Below are 16,528 nucleotides of genomic sequence, written 5' to 3' on the forward strand. Positions count from 1 at the left end.
ATGCGCTATATTATCAAACACGGATCAATTATTGATCCTGCCCGTCGGGTCGCCACGGTGGGCGACATCGTTATCTGCGATGGTGTCGTCGAGCAAGTGAGCGAGTTGGCCGATTTGCATGCAGAGACCGAAAGCATCGGGGATGACATCGAAATCATCAACGCACGCGGAGCGGTCATCGCCCCAGGTTTTACCGACTTGCACACGCATTTGCGGGAGCCTGGCGAAGAGCAGAAAGAGACGATCGCGACGGGCACGCTCGCGGCGGCGCGTGGAGGCTTCACGACCGTCTGTGCGATGCCGACGACGCGACCAACACCCGATACGGCAGCGGTCGTGCGCCATGTGCAGGCCCTGGCGCGACGCGAGGGGCATGTACGGGTTGATGTGATTGGTGCGTTGACCCAGGGATGCGCGGGCAAAGCGCTGGCCGATATGATCGAACTAAGCGAAGCGGGGTGCATTGCCTTTAGTGATGGAGGGCACCCGGTGGCTGATGCTGGTTTGATGCGCCAGGCAATGACCTATGCCGCAGCGCTTGGCATTCCGGTGATGACCCATTGTGAAGAACCTGGTCTGACCCGAGGATGGGCGATGCACGAAGGGATTGTCAGCACCCGGCTGGGTTTGGCAGGCTTTCCTGCGGCAGCGGAAGAGGCGATGCTCGCGCGTGACATCGCGCTGGCGGAATTGACTGGGGTGCATTTGCATGTCTGCAATGTGAGCACAGCGGGTGCGGTTGCGCTGCTGCGTACGGCACGGGCACGAGGGGTACGGATCACGGCTGAAGTCACGCCACATCATCTGACCCTCACGGATCGCTGGGTTCTGGGCAAACTTGTCCCGCACGAGACGGTGGCGGTGCCTGATGGTCCACCACCAGCGCCCTCATCATCGCGCAAAGGGCGGCGAAGTGCGCCTCCAGAGCAACTCATCCCCTCGTGGCTTGATCCAGCTTTGCTGGAACCGTATGACACAAGCACACGGGTGAGCCCACCCTTGCGTACGCAGACTGACGTTGATGCGCTGGTCGCGGGGTTACGGGACGGCACGATTGACGCGATTGCCACTGGGCATGCGCCGCAGGCGCGGGTGGATAAAGAGTGCGAATATGGGCTTGCCGCGCCGGGGATCAGCGGGCTCGAAACAGCGCTGGCGCTGGTACTCACGCTGGTCCATCGTGGCGAAATGGATCTGGTCAACCTGGTCGCGAAACTGACGGAAGGCCCGGCGCAGGTACTTGGGCGCTCGCCGGCGACCCTGCATCCTGGAGCGCGGGCGGACATCGTCATTTTTCAGCCTGATCAAGCCTGGAGGGTTGACGCAAGCCAATTTGCCTCGCGGGGGCGCAACACACCGCTGCATGGACAGCACCTGAAGGGCCAGGTGATGCTGACGATGGCGGCGGGCGAGATTGTCTTTCGGCGGGATCATTTTGGGCGGAGCGGGGAGCCTCGGCGGGCAACATCACGTCTGGACGGGTTTCTGGACTAGGCCGAATACCTTGCACATACGGCGGTTTTTTGACGCAAAGGCGCAAAGGCGCAAAGGTTTTAGCGGAGGTGCGCTCACCCTTCGCAACTTAACGGCTTGGCGTGAGCTTCTTTGGATGGGATTGGGTCGGCTGTATTTAGTTGTTAAGTCCAATAAATGGCTTACACGTAGGGTGCTGGCAAAGAGCCTGGGCGAGCCAGAGGGCGAGGAGAAAGGGAGCGCAAGGAATGGTGGTGACATGGCTTCTTGATGGGCTAAACAGGTACAATTCAGCGCCCTGACGGGTGAAGATAATCGGGGCAGAGACTTGACAGCAGAATGACTTGTGTGTTACCTTTAACCAACCCTTAAACTAAGATTAATTGATTGGCCCTGCATGCCAACAAAAGAAAGAACGTGTAGGCAACGCTGCAACAACTCTGGTGGAGACCAGGGCTTTGTATGCATGGAGTGAGACAGACTCACTCTACTACTTTGGGATGATGAGGATGGGGGCGGTCTTCACAGCCTCCTTCACCTCTTCCAGCATAGCTGGTAGACATCTATATGGCTGATCGCTGTCTTGTCTACAGGAGGTACTCGTGTATCGCAAACGGCTCTTGACCTGGCTACTCGCCACGCTCGTGCTCACGATGGTGCTCGCGGCGTGTGGCAGTGCCCCGCCCGCACAGGCTCCCACGTCTGAGCCACCCGCTGCTCAGGCAACCACGCCACCTTCGACCGAGGCCACTATGGCCCCACCGGCGGAGACTCCGACCGAAGCGCCGACCGAAGCGCCCGCTGCGACTGGGCGTGGTGCAGGTGATGTGCTGCGCATTCTTTACTGGCAGGCACCCACGATTCTGAACACGCACCTTGCGGTTGGCACCAAAGACTGGGACGCATCGCGTCTGATTCTTGAGCCACTGGCCTCGATTGGCCCTGACGGAAAGCTCGTAGCCGAGCTGGTGACCGAGATTCCCACGGTTGAGAATGGAGGGATCGCTGAGGATCTGACCTCGATCACGTGGAAGCTGCGTGACGACATCAAGTGGTCAGATGGCAGTGACCTCACAGCGGCGGACGTCGTCTTCACGTATGAGTACTGTGCTGATGAAACAACGGCCTGCACGACAGCCAGTGCGTTTGACGGCATTGCCTCGGTAGAAGCGGTGGATGACTACACCGTGAAGATCACCTGGGAGGCCCCCAACGCGAACTCATACAAGACCTTCACGAGCAACAGTGGGCGCATCATTCAGAAGGCACAGTTTGAGAGCTGCATTGGTGCGGCTGCTTCGACTGACGCTGCCTGCCAGGCGGCCAATCTAGCGCCGATTGGCACTGGCCCGTACAAGCTTGTTGACTTCCGTGTCGGCGATACGGTGCTCTATGACATCAACGAATTCTACCGCGACCCTGACAAGCCCTTCTTCCAGCGGGTCGAAATCAAGGGTGGTGGTGATGCACCTTCGGCAGCGCGTGCAGTCTTCCAGACAGGCGAAACCGACTGGGCCTGGAACTTGCAGGTTGAGGCTGCGGTCTTGCAGCAGCTGATCAACCAGGGTGGTCAGGGCGTACTGGTACCTTACAACACCGCCAATGTCGAGCGCATCTTGATCAACTTCACTAACGTTGATCCGGAGCTTGGTGAAGAGCGAGGCCAACTGAGCCAGCCGCACCCCTTCCTGACCGATTTGGCGGTGCGCCAAGCCCTCGCGTTATCGATTGATCGTCGGGCTATCTCGGAACAGCTCTATGGGCCGACCGGCTTCCCGACCTGTTCGTTGCTCTGGTACGAGCCATTTGCTTCAGGGCCAGACGACTTCTTTGGTGATTGTGAGCAGGATATTGACGCTGCTAATGCGTTACTCGACGAAGCTGGTTGGGAACTTGGCGCGGATGGCGTTCGCGTCAAAGATGGCATTCGCCTGAGCGTCATCTTCCAGACGAGTGTGAACTCACTGCGCCAGAAGACCCAGGAGCTAATCAAGGCGAACTGGGAAGCGATTGGCGTAGAGACCGAACTGAAGAGTGTTGACGCCGGTGTCTTCTTTGGCAGCGATGTTGGCAACCCTGACAACATCGGGCACTTCTTTGCCGACATCCAGATGTACACCACCGGGGCAAGCGAGCCAGATCCCACATCGCACCTCTGCCAGTGGGTCTCGGAGCAAGCCTCGCAGAGCGAAAACGAGTGGCGTGGACAGAACAACATGCGTTGGCAGAACGCCGAGTATGATGCACTCTGTGCAGAGTTGCGGGCCGAGACCGACCCTGATCGGCAAGTCGAAATTGCACTCGCGATGGATGCGCTGATCAGTTCAGATGTTTCTATGATTCCATTGGTGGCACGTCCGCGTGTGGCCGGTGCGAGCAACGCCCTCCGCGGTTACAACCCATCGGGTTGGGACTCGGAGTTGTGGGACGTAGCGAACTGGTATAAAGAGTAAAGCTTTTGTTGGCCCCAAGCGGTCAGGATCACTGACCGCTTGGGGCCAAAGCAAGTGGTGCATATGGGTCGTTACATCATTCGGCGGATTTTGTTTGCCATCCCGACGCTGCTGGGCATCAGCCTGGTGATCTTTGCTGTCTTGGCGCTGGCACCTGGTGATCCACTCGCGCAGTTTGCCGCCGATCCATCGGTACCACCCGAGGTACGCGAGCAGATTCGCGTGTCGCTCGGGTTGAATGATCCCTGGTATATCCGCTATTTCAAATGGCTCGGGGCCTTGATGCGCGGCGACTGGGGTTTTTCGTTTGCGGCGCGCGTGCCGGTGATTGAGCTGATTGGGCAGCGGCTGCCGCAGACCTTGCAAGTGATTGGTCTAGCGTATATCATTTCGATTTGTTTGGCGATCCCAATTGGGATTATTTCGGCAGTGAAACCCTATTCAGCCTTTGATAATATTGCAACAACCTTTGCCTTTATTGGTTTTTCTGTACCCACCTTTTTTACCGGGCTTTTGCTTATCCTGATCTTCTCGGTCAACCTCCGCTGGCTGCCCTTTATCTACAACTCGACGCTGGAAGTTACCGACTGGAACAGCTTCTGGCAGCAGGTGAAGCAGATGATCATGCCAGTGACGGTGCTGGCCCTCTATCAGACAGGCACGCTGACCCGGTTTGTGCGGGCCTCGATGATGGAGAATCTGCCAATGGATTATACGCGGACGGCGCGGGCCAAAGGGTTGAACGAACGAAATGTGATTTTGTGGCACGTCTTGCGCAACAGCATGATTCCGGTGGCAACGCTGATCGCGCTTGGCGTACCGACGATCTTTACGGGGGCGATTGTCACCGAACAGATCTTTCGGATCAACGGCATTGGGGAGTTGCTGATCCGCTCGATCCAGAACTCAGACACCCCGGTGGTGATGGCGATCACCTTTATTTTTGCGGTGCTGGTCGTCAGTTTTAACTTGATTGTTGATGTGTTATATGGGGTTCTCGATCCGAGAATCCGGTATGAGTAAAGGAAGCGGCATGTCAGAAGCCAATCCACCACTCGAAACAACGCCAGCAGCGTCGAGTCTGACCCTTCAGCAACTGTCACGTCTACAACCAACGAAGGCACCACGGACGCTGTGGGGGGATGCGTGGCGGCGTTTCCGGCGGCACCGAATGGCCGTTGCCGGTGCGGTGATCTTTTGCTTGCTTGTGATCATGGTTGCCGTTGGGCCGCTCATTTATGGGGGTGACCCACGCAAAATTGATTTTGGCAAGAGCATGCTGCCGCCGAGTCTTGAGCATCCAATGGGCACCGATGATCTGGGGCGCGATATGCTGGCCCGCGTCATGCTTGGAGGGCGGGTGTCGCTCTCGGTTGGCGTTGCGGCGATGCTGATCTCGATTACGGTTGGCACATTGATCGGGGCTATAGCTGGCTTTTTCGGTGGACGTATGGATAGCATCTTGATGCGTATCACCGATCTTTTTTTGGCCTTGCCTGTGGTACCCTTGCTCTTGCTTTTGATCTTCCTCTTTCGTGACACCTTGCGGCGTGCGCTTGGCCCAGAGACGGGCATTTTTGTTTTGATCGTCTTTGTGATCGGCATCTTGAACTGGATGACAGTTGCGCGGCTGGTACGGAGCTCCTTTCTTTCGTTGAAAGAGAAGGAATTTGTTGAAGCGGCGCGGGCCTTGGGCGTCACCGAGCCCAAGATCATGTTCAAGCATATTTTGCCGAACGCGCTGGGGCCGATCATCGTCGCGGCGACGATTGGCGTTGGGGCGGCGATCATCACCGAGTCGGTGCTTTCGTTCCTGGGGCTCGGGTTTCCGCCTGACGTACCAACGTGGGGGCGGCTGCTCTATGACGGGCAGAACTTTCTTGATTTTGCGGCGTGGATGGTCTTATTTCCCGGCTTTTTGATCTTTCTGGCGGTGCTGTGCATTAACTATGTGGGGGATGGCTTGCGCGACGCGCTTGATCCGCGTTCGCGGTTGTGAGTGGGGGTTTGTGCCGCGAGGAACTTTGCGCGAGAAACGCCAGCGATGCTGGCGTTTTTCTCATTCAATACCTTGTAGATAAGGTGGTTTTTTTGACGCAAACGCGCAGAGGCGCAGAGGTTTTGGGGTAGGTGTGCTAACCCTGGGCGGTTTGGCGTGAGCTTAGTAGTCGGTGAATTACGTTTTCTGGCGTCCTCAGCCGTCCACGAATTGGGGCCACGAAGAAACGAAGAATTGCATCACAAAGCCTGGCTTCGTCTCTTCGTGCGTGTTCTGTGTGGTCGGCGGCGCTCCCGGGAAATGTAGTTCCGAGACTACTTAGGGGCAAGGGATTGAGCCGAGGGGAGTTTGTATGGGCGAGAAATTGACCTTGCGTCAGGAGATGGCGGCTGAGCGGTTGATGGAGGATGAGGGATTGACGGGTGATTTGCTTGATGAGCAGGCGGCACCGTTGATCCGATGGGCGACAGAGGCAGCGGTGAAGGTGGCGGCACCCGAGGCTTCGGAGGAGGAAGAGGAGGCCAGGTTGCGGGCGATTGTCCAGGCGGTGCGTCAGGTGGCACAGAGTGCGGGTGATGAACGTGACCCTGTGCGGCTGGTTGCGCTAGCCGAGGCGGCGTTGGCGGCGTTGCGCCCTGCGCGGCGGGTGCGACGGGTGCGCGGGACCCCGTCGCGTTTTCGTGCGCCGAGGGGGCACGGGCAAGCCGTGCCTGTACGACGGGGGCAGCGCCGGGCGGGGGGCGCGGGGCGGCGATGATGGCACGGCGGGGGCACGGGCGCGGGGGGCATGGGCAAGCCGTGCCCCTACACGGCGGCGGCATGGCACGGGCACGGCGTAGGGGCACGGCGTAGGGGCACGGCTTGCCCGTGCCCCTACGGGCGTGGCGGGGGCACGGGCGCGGCGGGGGCACACGGGCAAGCCGTGCCCGTCCGGTGTAGGGGCGGATGCCACCCACGGGCCACCGTGGGTGGCATCCGCCCCCGTATGCTGCTTCGCCCCCTGGCATGACGGTGGAACTTCGGTGTAATATAGCTTTATTTATGCTACGAAAGAATACCTGTCCAGATCATAATGCAAGGAGGTAGGTGATGGAACCAATGCTTTGTCTCAGTCCATTCGCCTTCATCATTCTCGCGGTGCTCGGGTGGAGTGTTTGGTGTATACGTTTCTAATACGGCGAACCAACCCCGCCCGTACCAAGAGCGCGCAGCGCGAGTCGGGTGCGTTGGACGGCCTTTCTCAGACAAACCACGCTGCTCTAAGGCATCAGCGGTGTGTGCGGCGATAAACCAGCAACTTGATGAGCGCCAAACGTTGGACTTTTTTCGATCGTCCAGCGAATAGAGTTGTTCATGCAGATTCTCCTGTTTTCAGTGGAAACGCCGCCCGCCGCAACAGCGCGCACCCAAACGGAATCAGCGTCTGGGTGGCGGCGTGCAGACGCAGCGGCGCATGTGACCAGGGCGCATCGCTGATATCCGCATCGCGTTCAAGTCTCAGGCCATACGCCGATTGCGCTTCATCTAGCAGCACCGACGCGCTGGCTTGCGCGAGGTCGCGGGGGAGCAGTTCTGCATCCCGAAAGTCGGCGCGAGGATAGGTTTTGATCGGTCGTGTAACATGGTCAACCGGCAAGACAAACTGCAACGGACCGCGCAATACAGCGTATTCGCCAGTGGGATACGGCTGCACGCGGACGGGAACGGTGAAGGCAAGCGTGAAGGTTTCCGTCGCCGCCCAGGTTTTCTCAATAACGATGAAACCATTTTCTGCACGTGCTGGCGTACCGTTGATAGTTGCAGCCCGCGCCCACCCGGGGCAGCGCAGATACAGCGCAAAATTCACCGGTTGCTCTAGCGCTAGCGTGAAGCGCACGCTATCTTCAAATGGATAGTGCGTGTCTTCGGTTATGGTCACGCGCACGCCTTTGATTTCAGTCGTGAGTACACACGCGCCATACAATAGCGCGGCGAGGTCGTGCGCATTGGCTTTCAACCACATACGGCTGATGTAATGCGGGAGTAAGCGTGTGGCGTTGGGGTTGCAACAGCACGCCACATCTTCATGCGTGGGCGAGAATTTGAAACGCCCATGTTTGTCGCATAACAACGAATAACTATCGGGCCGGGCATTGGTTGCGGCCAGACGCGTGTCGGGCGTGAGGTAACTGACACCACGCCCATCGGGCAACCGAGCGCCTTGGGCGGCGTTGAAAGCCAACGTCTCAATCCAATCGCCCAGCGCAGGGTTGCGTAATTTTTGTGCGGCGCTGGTCAAGCTGAAAAGCAGTTCGGTCAGTGTGCAATACTCGTAGCCGACGTCGGGCGTGGGGAGACCGTGCAAGCTTTCATCACCAATCACCGCGCCGCTAGGCGTGGCGTAGAGGCGCAATTTGCGGAGGGCGGCCTCCATCAGCGGACGGTCCGCAGACGCAGCAAAGAGTAAAGCGCGCCAATGCTCGACGGTGTGAACAGCGTGACCGCGCAGCGGCAGCTGCGGGTTGGACAAATTGACGGGCGCGAAGTCGTCGTTCGGGTAAGGTGTGGGGAAGCGGCTGAAATCGTCAAACAACCACACGCCAAAATCAGCGTAACGCGTATCGCCGGTGAGCGCATAGAGCCATTCCACCACATCCACATAGCACAGGCCATGTGTCATACCGGTCAAGTCGTTGGGTGTGGCAGGACGGCGAAAATGCGGACGTTGCGGGCCATAGTGTTTCAGAGTCAAATCCACTGCACGGCGCACAGCGGCAAGATAGCTTTCATTGCCCGTAAATTCGTAATACGTCAACAGCGGCAACAATGCGCGACTCTGACCCCATAGTTCGCCATTTTCGTCGTCGCCGTGCTGATAACGCGAAGCGGACGAGTAAATACCGATATACCCATCTGAATCTTGCGTATTTTTCAGGGCTTCTAACAGAGTGGTCACGCGAGTTTTGTGTTCAGGCACATCCGCGAGGAACGCCATGAGCGTGTAGCCCCAGAGCCAGTTGCCGCGCGTTTCGCTATCCCACCACGCAAATTGTTGGGATGAAGACTCAATGCGGTTCTGAAAGAGATTGGTGGCAGCACGTTCAGTGAGGGAATCAAGGCAACTGGCGAAGCCTTCAGCAAGGTCATGGTGCAGTTGGACACGGAGCCAACCAGCAGGGCGGATAACTTTGAGGGGAAGAAAACTAAAGGTGGTCACGATGAGTTCCTACTTGCTGTTTCTTTATCGGCGCATGCCGCCCAACGCCTGGCGTCAGGTGTGCCGCTGGCAGGTTCCATTGATGGCACGGCTGGAGGCACGCGACGGCATCCTAAAAAACGCCAGGTTTGGAGCCGCGCCAGCGGCGTCCGCTGCGAGCCGATGTTGGGCCGGGGATTGCCGCAGCGACGGGCGCGGGTGTGTCAGCGGCAGCAGGACGAGCTTTGATGTTTGGGTACTGGGTTTATGGCATAGGTGAGCGGTAAAGCAACTTTATGCGCTTATGCGCCTGGGTCAGTTCCTTGGGAAATGGTCAATGCCTTTTCGGCGATGCTGAAACGAAAACGTGCCACGCTTGCGCAGGTGCGCCAGGCATGGAATGCCTATGAGCAAATACCGCTTCGTCTGGTAGAGGTAGAGACGGAACAGGTGCTCCGTATCGCTTCTCAGTACGATATATATGCCTATGATGCCTATTTTATCGTCTGTGCGCTCCAGCAAAAGAGTGCGCTCCTCACACTCGATGGTGGATTACGCCAGGCAGCAATCCAAGCAGGCGTGAAGATCGTGGAGGTCACCGCATGAAAGAATATACCTACTCTGAGGCCCGCCAACGGCTTGCAGATCTTTTGGATCTTGCGCAACGAGACGGTGGAGTACGCATCCGTCGCCGTGATGGAAGTGTATTTCTGATCTCGCAGGTTGTGACGACGGCCTCACCATTAGATGTACCAGCGGTTGATTTACGGATGACGCGTGATGAGATTATTGATGTCATTCGTGAAGGACGGCGATTCACATAGACGGCTTTACGGGTTGAGGATTGACGACTGCTTTTCTACTCGATATATTCGACTGTCCAACGGTGCGGAATGTCCGGCTGTGCGGAATGTCCGGCTGTGCGGAATGTCTGGTATGTCCGGCATGGGCGATACGGACTGAGGACGGCCCAACGCACAGCGTCAGTTGCGCCGCTGGCAGGCGTGTGAAGCGAGGCAAGCGTCGGCACGCGACGACGGTGTAAAAACGCCAGGTTCCGGGACGCGCCAGCGGCGTCACCTGCAGGGCGCGGTTGGGCCGGGGATTGACGAAGCGACGGGCCGACGGACGCGTTTGCAGGGAGGACAACGGGCCTTGATGACCGATACCGAAGTTATCGGCGCAGAGGTACGACACAACAAATTTATAAGCAGATACTTGCATGAAGAAAGGGCTCCATACATATCTGTATATGTTTATGCCTCTCGATGTCTACGCACTATTCCGCTTTTTGGGCGGTATGACACCTTGCTGGAGTTCTTGAAGCACTGCTTCAAGCGAGCGATTTTGGCTCCGGTCGCGCGGAGCACGTTCTTTCGGTGTGGGTGGCATATCCGCAAGCGCGAGAATAGGAAGATTGAGAGCATCCTGAAAGGAGCGAATATCCTCTGCGAGATCTTCGATGGAGCGCCCAATTGGCTCAACCGCATGCGCCGTACAGCCAATAATTGCGCCCTTCTCATCATAAAAGACTTCACGGACGATATAGTCGCCATCATCTTCGCGAAAGACGCGATAATTCCAGGTGATCATACATCCTCCTCTCGGCCACGAAAGAAGAAGCGGTTACCACGCTTCTCACCAATCCGTTGAATTTCCACAATGCGCACAACCGTATCAACAGAATACAGAATACGAAAGTGCCGAACGCGTAACTCCCACTCAGCGATGTCGTTTGGGCGCATTGGCTTACGGTTCCGTGCTTGTGTCACCGGTTCGTAGCGTAATTGCTGATTAATTGTCTCAGCGATTTCTTGTTGCTCATGCTTACGGAACCAACGCAAGTCATCAATAGCTTGCGGTGTAAGCTCAATATCGTACATCGAGTCACGTATTTCTTATCCAAACACGCTCCTTTCAAGAGTGTACCATAGATTTGATGCGCGGCAGGTTGACGATGCGAGACCACTCCAGGATATCGCTCCAGTAGCTGAGCGGGAAGCCCAGTTTGAACCATGCCGTGCTGATCTTGCCTGTGAAGGGGTACTCGGCGCGGGCCAGGTTATGGCGCAGCAGAAACTGTGCGCCCTGCTCGATGGCTTGCTGGAGCAGTGGGGTGCGCGCGGACGTCGGCACGTCGGCCAGCGCCTTCATCGCTTTGGTTGCGCCCCAGGCGCACGGCTGGCCCGCGTTGATCGCGCAGGCGAAGGCTGGGCCACTGGTACCGGATTGGTCGTAGCGAGTTGATCGCGCAGGCGAAGGCTGGGCCACTGGTACCGGATTGGTCGTAGCGAATTGGCTCCCCGCCCGTGATCGCGTGCGTCTGTCACGCCAACGCCTGCTGCGCGCGCGGGTCATCCAAGCAACCCAGTCGGATCAGGCTGGCGAGCAGATTGCCGTTCAGGCAATGGAGGACGTTCCTTGGCACGGGGTTGTTGGTATTGCTGCATGCGAATCCGCCATTGGCGGCAATCGTGTGGTTGAGTAGATACTCACAGCCGCGCTGTACGCGTTCATCATGTGGGTCAGCGCCGAGCTCGCTGAGCAAGATGATCTGCCAGGCGGTGCCGCGATACTTGCCATAGCCGCCGCCGGGTTTCTGCCAGTAGCCGTCGGGATGTTGCGCCTCGAGAATTGCGGGCACCGGGCCGTACTGCATCACCGCCGCCTGCGCAGCAACGACCTCGGCAGCATCGGCGGGCTGATCGAGCAGATCACGTAACGCGAACAAGTGAACGCCTGGATTGACGGAATCCGGCTCTAGCAACCAGGCGCGTGCGTCGCCATGCACGGCGTTCAGCCAGGACATGAAACCTCCCCCGGAGCGCCCTCAGAAAGTGCTGCGTGCTCAGCGTGGGCCGCATTGAGCACGAGCAGCGCACACCCAGGATCGCCTATCTCCCTCGGCGTTAGGCATCGGCACGCAGCGAGGACTGCGCTGAGTGTACCTCATCGCTGTATACCCGGCGGTGAACATGCCGCTACATGGCACAAAGATCCTTCCTGCGCCGCGAACTGGAACAATGGCCTGGCGCGGCCAACGTGGCGGCGTTTTTGCGGCAGACATTTCCGGCATAAGAATCGAGAGCCTTCATTCTTGGCATGGTGATTTCTTCAGACGGTTTTCATAACACTCGATGTTAGAATGCAGATGCTGAAAGCTTTTGCACATAAGCCCGGATATCGACAGGCCATGAAGCGATGAGGCGAGTAAACTGTTCATGGTCTCCGGCGAACAACGCCCTCGTGGCATCCTCAAACCCCGGCAAGTCACCAGCCATGGCGGACATGAATTTGTACGCGACTTCTTGCGAACGCCGAACCTTATCCCGGTTGCTGTTCACATGCCGCGCTTCCTCAACAAGCTTGCGAAGAGCGACCGAGGCACCGCCTGGTTGACTATGTAGCCAATCCCAATGTCGTGGGAGCAAGGTAACTTCCCGGGAAACGACGCCCAGCTTGGGGCGACCCGGCCCGCGGTGGGCGATTTCGCCCGTATGTGACGGGGGGCTGATCGACGCTCCCTTCGCTGTTGGGCGCGTCAAACGTTTGATAACATCTTCGGTTGAGCCACGAAAATCGACCTCGATCAGCTCACCGGTGAGATCGTCAAAAATAAGGACGGGTACCAGTTCGTCTCTGCTGATGTCCTCTTTCACTTTCTTGGCGACCATCAGAAGGTCGCCTGAACCAATAGACCGATGACCGGCAAACGCAGTGCAGCTTTTTAGATCTTGTTCATCCATCTCGTTCAATCCTCCTGTCCTGTTGAAGTGTGAACGAATGAATTATATCCGGGTAAAATTAATTTGTCAATACTACCCGGCAAAAATTACTTCGCCAGCGTGCCCGTGCCGATCTAGACGCAATACTTTTCAAATAGCGCGGTTGTTTTGACGCAAAGGCGCAAAGGCGCAACGTTTTTCGCGTAGGTGCGCAAACCCTGTCCAGTTCTCCGTGAAGGTTGGCCGGCGTAATCCCAGCAAGCAAAGCTTCCAAGGAGTAGCTTGGGACAGGGAGCGGCGCAATGCAGAGGCTCTCTGGTCACGAACTCATTGCTGGATGATCAGTGGCACGTAGACGTTATAAACCCGGTTGGATAGTTTCAGCACAAAACCATCGCCCTCAAGATTGCCACTGTGAGGGTGGAGCGGGTTGGTATCCCCGTCGCCCTGCCAGGTGGCTGCCGAGGAGCCTGTTGTCAACACCCCGTGGGTGCTGTCCAGGGCAATACTGAGGCTTTCATTATCGTGGCCGCTTGCGCCATAGAAGGTGTGCCGTTGATAGCCTCCGCTGCTGTTGAGCTTGAGCACCGTGATGTTGGTATTGCCGTCGCCACTATAGGGATGTGACGGGCTCGCGTCCGCGTCCCCCTGCCAGGATGCTGTGGACCATCCTGTGATGTAGGGGTTACTGCTGCTATCCAGCGCAATCGCGGTGCCAATATCGTTGCCATCAGAACCGTAGAACGTATGCCATTGGTGCGCCCCATTGGCGTTGAGCTTGAGCACGGCGATATCCCTTACGTTCCCGTGCGCATGCAGCGGGGTGCCCCACGTGAGAAACGAGTACCCGGTGACGTAGGGATTGTTGTCTCCGTCCACCGCAATGCCGTACCCAAAGTCATCGGTCTCGCTGGCCCCATAGAAGGTGTGCCACTGATAGCTTCCACTGGCGTTCAACTTGAGAACCACGATGTCTGTGCTAAACCCGGCCCCGCCACTGAAAGGCTGCAAAGGGGCCGTATTCCCGTCGCCGAGCCAGGTGTCTGGGGCTGAACCGGTGAGGTACACCGTACTGCCATCGGGGGCGACGGCGATGCCATAGCCCACCTCATCGGCTGCGCTCGTCCCGGCACCATAGTAGGTGTGCCACTTGTAGGGCTGGCTCCGTAGTACGTGTGCCACTGGTATTGCCCGAGGCTGTTCAGTTTCATGACCATGAGGTCATAATCGCCGCTGTAGGGGTGGAGGGGAGTGCCCCAGGACTTGTTGGTATAGCTGGCAACGTACACATTGCCGGCGCCGTCCACGCCAATGCTGCGGGTTTCACCAATACTATCCGTGACACCATAGAACGTGTGCCATTGGTAGGCAAGAGGACTCGCCATGCGAGGCTCAACCTCAGCACTGATGGCGGAAGTGCTCTCCATCGCGCCCAACAGGATCATCAACCAAACGACGACAAACATAGACCGTACGAACTTGATCATCGTGCTCATTTTTCCTCTGATATATTGTGGTAGATTGCATTGAGGATCAAAGTGCAATCGATTGAGGCGAGATAGAGCTGTGCTTCTTCCGCACCTATCGACGTAAACGTCCATAAGCTGGTTGACTGCCGCCGGAAATGATCAATGCGTTGCGTTTCTTGGGCAATCAATACGTACTCTTCTAAGCTTTCGATTGACCGATACCATTCAAACTTCTTGCCCCGATCGTGGCGTTCGGTTGAGGGTGACAACACTTCAATGATGACGATCGGGTTTAAGAGGGTCTCATGTCCAGTATCGTCGTAGTGTTCTTCGCCGCACACCACGACGCCATCCGGATAGACATAACTGTTTTTGCGCGGAATTTTCACCCGCATGTCACTCGAATAGACCGTGCAGGGGCGATTGATCAACTGATTATAGAGGCTATTCAAGGCATTCATCGTGATCCGATTATGTGCGGCGCTTCCGCCCGCCTCGGCAACGATGATCCCATCATAATATTCATGCTTTTGCTCACTTATGCGCTCAAAGGCCAAATATTCTCCTTCAGTGAGCATCGCTGGTGCGTACACTGACATGCTTGTCCTCCTCATTCATGCTGAATCCCAATTTTCCCGTCCTTGATATGGTGGCTCATTCTTGCTTTGCCTGTTTGGATTGCGAAGCGCCTAACGCCGGGCTTCACCGGCGCCGCGGGCAGGGGTGAGCGATCGGGAGCACATCGAGCAGATCGGTTTGGTCATTGTACCATTGTCACCAACCCAAGTGTAAGCACGTCTGTGCCAAAGTGCAACAGGTATTAGGCACCAAAGTCGTGTGCAAAGTCACACCCCATTGCCTCTGCGATTATTTTGAAATCCTGGGCGGATACTTTGAGGTTTCCAAATCGAAAGGCAACTCCCCAATGGGTCTTGTCTTTAATAAAGGATAGTTTGTCGATCAAAGGTTTGATTGGTACTTCACCGCAACTTTCGTGGCTGCCATACGACGCCTCGTTCCGCCCCTTCTTCTATGGTTTGGTGGGTTGGCGTTTCTGCTGACCGGCAATCTGTGCTGCGCGATCCTCGGTGATGAATTGCTGGTGCGCGTTGGCCCCGCAAGGACGCAAGCAGCGCGGATCGCAGCGGGTTCAAGGGGCAGCGTATCGTCGGGGCGATCAGCGCAACGCGGCCGACCACGCCGCATATTTGCGTGCGTACGAGATCGCTGCGTTGGCCGGGCTGGTTGACGGTAACTGAACATAGACAAGATCTGGTCGCACGGCATGCATCCTGGCCGCGACATGCTTGCGATAGATCGCGTTTGCTTTGGCACCATTGAAGCAGACCCGGTGAAGGTGGGGATGGTGGGCAAAAAACGTCACCAGGTCGTTGGGCACCACCGACGTATCATCAATATCCGCATCCAGGCTCGACGTACGCGTGCAGCATTGCACCACATCCCACACCGCGATCCGGGCGGCCTGCAGCGCCAACCGGCGCTCGTCATACGAAGCCTCGGGCGCAAACCCAAGGATCTCTGCCATGAGCCGCCAAAAGAGATTGCGCGGATGCGCATAGTACTGCCCAGCAGCCAACGAGGCCGTGCTTGGCATCGTACCAAGAATCAGACGTTCCGCTGTCGCCGTGCTGATCGGCGGAAAGCTATGAAGATACCGTGGCGAACTCATAGTGTGTTGGATACCCTCACCACGTACTATACCTTTGCAATCCAGATGTCATTTTCAGGAATGGGTTTCCCCTTGATGCGCAACCTATTTTTAATCGCTGCATAGTGCTGGGCAGTGATGTCATCACTGCCCAAAATGGTGTTTTTACTCCCAAACTCCAGCACCTGTTGACTGTTCGCTTGCGGTTTCTGGGATCGGAGTGCACCATAATACAGTTCCCCAAGCACCACGCTCGGAAGAAACAACTGGACGGCGCGTGCTACGTGGGCCACCACCTGTTGGTCGTTACTCCACAAGGCAATCACCACACTGGTATCAAGCACGTACCTACCATTCATCGAGGTTGACCTGTTCACAATCACGTTCGATGGCCTCAGCCATCATATACCACCTGGTATGACTCCACGCGCCCCACCAAGTAGCCCCAGTGCAGTTCAACCAATTGCCGCATGTGCAGCAGATCGTGTGCCACCCAAGCGGCCAGGAGATCGCCTGCCTTGATCCGCCCAAACGGCGCTTCATACACCGCTTCCCAGTTCGGCGA

The 16,528-nt window shown here is 57.2% G+C and carries 17 protein-coding genes and 1 pseudogene; 7 read left to right on the plus strand and 11 right to left on the minus strand.

The features are described from left to right. The 5 genes from EKD05_RS10870 (at window position 1) to EKD05_RS10890 (ending at window position 6,682) form a co-directional block, all read left to right on the plus strand. Window positions 1-1,494: a dihydroorotase gene (locus EKD05_RS10870; RefSeq protein WP_129672535.1), complete on the plus strand. Its 1,494-nt coding sequence runs from the start codon at window positions 1-3 to the stop codon at window positions 1,492-1,494. 581 nt (window positions 1,495-2,075) lie between these two features. Next, window positions 2,076-3,926: an ABC transporter substrate-binding protein gene (locus EKD05_RS10875; protein WP_370374897.1), complete on the plus strand. Its 1,851-nt coding sequence runs from the start codon at window positions 2,076-2,078 to the stop codon at window positions 3,924-3,926. Between the two features lie 63 nt (window positions 3,927-3,989). Next, a complete protein-coding gene (locus EKD05_RS10880) occupies window positions 3,990-4,949 on the plus strand; it encodes an ABC transporter permease (protein ID WP_129672537.1) in 960 nt (319 codons plus the stop codon). Window positions 4,950-4,959: 10 nt separating this feature from the next. Next, window positions 4,960-5,925, plus strand: a complete 966-nt coding sequence (locus EKD05_RS10885) for an ABC transporter permease (RefSeq protein WP_129672539.1) — start codon at window positions 4,960-4,962, stop codon at window positions 5,923-5,925. Between the two features lie 352 nt (window positions 5,926-6,277). Continuing rightward, window positions 6,278-6,682: a hypothetical protein gene (locus EKD05_RS10890; protein WP_129672541.1), complete on the plus strand. Its 405-nt coding sequence runs from the start codon at window positions 6,278-6,280 to the stop codon at window positions 6,680-6,682. Window positions 6,683-7,276: 594 nt separating this feature from the next. On the opposite strand, the gene EKD05_RS10895 is transcribed toward EKD05_RS10890, so the two are convergent. Beyond that, window positions 7,277-9,121, minus strand: coding sequence for a beta-L-arabinofuranosidase domain-containing protein (locus EKD05_RS10895; protein ID WP_165360686.1), 1,845 nt, complete (start codon window positions 9,119-9,121; stop codon window positions 7,277-7,279). A gap of 255 nt (window positions 9,122-9,376) precedes the next feature. On the opposite strand from EKD05_RS10895, the gene EKD05_RS10900 reads away from it, so the two are divergent. After that, window positions 9,377-9,706, plus strand: coding sequence for a type II toxin-antitoxin system VapC family toxin (locus tag EKD05_RS10900; RefSeq protein ID WP_129672545.1), 330 nt, complete (start codon window positions 9,377-9,379; stop codon window positions 9,704-9,706). Continuing rightward, the gene (locus EKD05_RS10905; protein ID WP_129672547.1) at window positions 9,703-9,924 is read left to right on the plus strand and encodes a type II toxin-antitoxin system Phd/YefM family antitoxin; all 222 of its coding nucleotides are present in this window, start codon (window positions 9,703-9,705) and stop codon (window positions 9,922-9,924) included. Before EKD05_RS10900 ends, EKD05_RS10905 begins: the two co-directional genes overlap by 4 nt. A 448-nt stretch (window positions 9,925-10,372) precedes the next feature. Here EKD05_RS10905 and EKD05_RS10910 read toward each other — a convergent pair whose 3' ends face one another. The 10 genes and pseudogenes from EKD05_RS10910 to EKD05_RS10955 form a co-directional block, all read right to left on the minus strand. Further along, on the minus strand, window positions 10,373-10,693 hold the full coding sequence (locus EKD05_RS10910) for a hypothetical protein (RefSeq protein ID WP_129672549.1): 321 nt from the start codon (window positions 10,691-10,693) through the stop codon (window positions 10,373-10,375). After that, complete coding sequence (locus EKD05_RS10915; protein ID WP_129672551.1) at window positions 10,690-10,983, minus strand: type II toxin-antitoxin system RelE/ParE family toxin; 294 nt, start codon at window positions 10,981-10,983, stop codon at window positions 10,690-10,692. Before EKD05_RS10915 ends, EKD05_RS10910 begins: the two co-directional genes overlap by 4 nt. Window positions 10,984-11,017: 34 nt before the next feature. After that, a complete protein-coding gene (locus EKD05_RS10920; protein ID WP_129672553.1) occupies window positions 11,018-11,254 on the minus strand; it encodes a hypothetical protein in 237 nt (78 codons plus the stop codon). A 172-nt stretch (window positions 11,255-11,426) separates the two neighbouring features. Then, window positions 11,427-11,909 carry a hypothetical protein gene (locus EKD05_RS10925; protein ID WP_129672555.1) on the minus strand — a complete coding sequence of 161 codons (483 nt, stop codon included), beginning with the start codon at window positions 11,907-11,909 and terminating at the stop codon, window positions 11,427-11,429. A gap of 331 nt (window positions 11,910-12,240) precedes the next feature. Next, window positions 12,241-12,846, minus strand: a complete 606-nt coding sequence (locus EKD05_RS10930; protein WP_129672557.1) for a DUF2239 family protein — start codon at window positions 12,844-12,846, stop codon at window positions 12,241-12,243. Between the two features lie 306 nt (window positions 12,847-13,152). After that, window positions 13,153-14,007 carry an SBBP repeat-containing protein gene (locus EKD05_RS10935; RefSeq protein WP_240695731.1) on the minus strand — a complete coding sequence of 285 codons (855 nt, stop codon included), beginning with the start codon at window positions 14,005-14,007 and terminating at the stop codon, window positions 13,153-13,155. Between the two features lie 95 nt (window positions 14,008-14,102). Further along, window positions 14,103-14,426 (minus strand): annotated as a pseudogene (locus tag EKD05_RS27175) (hypothetical protein); the annotation flags it as partial. After that, window positions 14,318-14,893, minus strand: a complete 576-nt coding sequence (locus tag EKD05_RS10945) for a Uma2 family endonuclease (protein WP_165360689.1) — start codon at window positions 14,891-14,893, stop codon at window positions 14,318-14,320. The pseudogene EKD05_RS27175 and the gene EKD05_RS10945, both read right to left, overlap by 109 nt. A 578-nt stretch (window positions 14,894-15,471) precedes the next feature. Further along, window positions 15,472-15,984: a DNA-deoxyinosine glycosylase gene (locus EKD05_RS10950; RefSeq protein WP_129672566.1), complete on the minus strand. Its 513-nt coding sequence runs from the start codon at window positions 15,982-15,984 to the stop codon at window positions 15,472-15,474. Window positions 15,985-16,010: 26 nt separating this feature from the next. Then, window positions 16,011-16,307: a PIN domain-containing protein gene (locus tag EKD05_RS10955; protein WP_240695732.1), complete on the minus strand. Its 297-nt coding sequence runs from the start codon at window positions 16,305-16,307 to the stop codon at window positions 16,011-16,013. Window positions 16,308-16,528 lie beyond the last annotated feature (221 nt).

The sequence above is a fragment of the Candidatus Chloroploca sp. Khr17 genome, assembly GCF_004138165.1.
Lineage (GTDB): Bacteria > Chloroflexota > Chloroflexia > Chloroflexales > Chloroflexaceae > Chloroploca.